The sequence below is a fragment of the Cupriavidus sp. SK-4 genome, assembly GCF_000611125.1.
In the GTDB taxonomy this organism is placed as follows: domain Bacteria; phylum Pseudomonadota; class Gammaproteobacteria; order Burkholderiales; family Burkholderiaceae; genus Cupriavidus; species Cupriavidus necator.
On record NZ_JFJW01000216.1, the window covers coordinates 1 to 1,454 of the forward strand.

Consider the following 1,454-nt stretch of genomic DNA (forward strand, 5'->3'; position numbering starts at 1 on the left):
CCTCAGCACACAGAATTCCTGACACCTCCGCATGACGCGCTGGTCATCTTCGATGCCTGTTTCGCCTGGTTGGCCAAAGCACAGGCCACTGACACGACCCAACAGCCAGGCCAATAGCGAATCAACGGCCGCCACCTCCGCGGAGGGTACGCATACTGTTGCAGCCTACCCTTCAAGCTGGACTTGCAGTTCCCTCGCTGCATTCTTGTCCATCTTGGCCGCATGGGCCGCCGCCTGTTCGAGCAACGATGCATGTGTCTTGGGCACGACGAGCATCGTCAAACCCAGTCCTTCCATCACGCGCAGCGCGTGCTCCAGATTGACGCCCTTGCCGTTCTCCAGCTTGGACAACATGCCGACGGAAACCCCGCAATAATTGGCAGCCTGGTCAATGGGCATGCCTACCCCTGCCCGCGTTGCCCGTATCCGGTCACCAAGCTGGTCAATGCTTCGGATTGTCGCGCGTGATGGCGGAGTTGGATCAGGAAGCGGCCTCGGCATAGATGTGGAATAACTTTCCATAACTTTCACGAAAGTGAAATTATACAGAGGTGAACATCTCACGTCGATGGCCCCCGCCTTCCTGGTACCCGGCAGGCGCCCCGCCGGCCGCACCCGCGGACTGGCATGCCAGGCTGGCCGCGGCCACTGGCACCTACCTCGATGAACTGGCCGACCTCTGGCAAGACTGCCGCCTGCTGCAGGCCAGCTTGCGCCAGGGCGGCAGCGAACCCACCGTACTGCGGTATCGCGTGGAACCCGCCGGACAGGCCCGGCACCATGATCACGCGCAGCTGTTGATCCGCGCCGCCACCGCGGGATCGGCAACCTTGGTCGCGGGCGTGCTGTGGATGGCGTCGGGCTGGATGGACGGGGCCGTCCCGGTCGGCCTGGCCGCGCTGGCCAGCTGCTTCATCGCTTCCACGCCCGAGCCGCGGCTGGTGGCCGGCCGTGTGATTGCCTGGAGCGTCGCCTGCGCGCTGCTGTCCTGGTACTACCAGTTCGTAGTGCTGCAACTGGCCCATGACTTCGGCTCGCTTGCCGCCTTGCTGTTCGGGCCTTACCTGGTCATCGGCGCGATGACCACGCAGCCGCGCTTCGCGCTGTTCGGGGTGTTGCTGGTGGTTACCACGGCGTCGTTCCCGGGCCCGCAGAACCTGACTGCCTCCAGTTTCGCCAGCATCTTCAACAGCAGCCTGGCGAGCCTGGCGGCGCTGGTCTTCGCCGCCTTGTGGGCAGTGCTGATCCAGCCCTTCGGCCAGCAACTGGTGGCATACCGGCTGGCCAGGGCCAACTGGAACGCGATCGCGCTGGCGGCGCATCCGCGCGCGCTGGTCAACAGTGCCCGGCTGCGCGGCCGCATGCTGGACCGCCTGCTGCGCCAGTGGCCGCCGTTGACGCGCCGGAACGATGCCAGCGCCAAGCAGGCCGGCAGCGCCGTTGCCGACTTCCTC

Annotated in this window: 2 protein-coding genes; one reads left to right on the forward strand and one right to left on the reverse strand. The window is 65.4% G+C overall.

The window, feature by feature from the left end; genetic code table 11:
- Positions 1-165 precede the first annotated feature (165 nt).
- Entirely contained in the window at positions 166-501 is a 336-nt protein-coding gene (locus tag CF68_RS35660) for a helix-turn-helix domain-containing protein (protein WP_051591822.1), read from the reverse strand.
- Positions 502-551: 50 nt separating this feature from the next.
- On the opposite strand from CF68_RS35660, the gene CF68_RS34505 reads away from it, so the two are divergent.
- The coding region (locus CF68_RS34505; RefSeq protein ID WP_235205988.1) for an FUSC family protein at positions 552-1,454 on the forward strand (903 nt) is incomplete at its 3' end.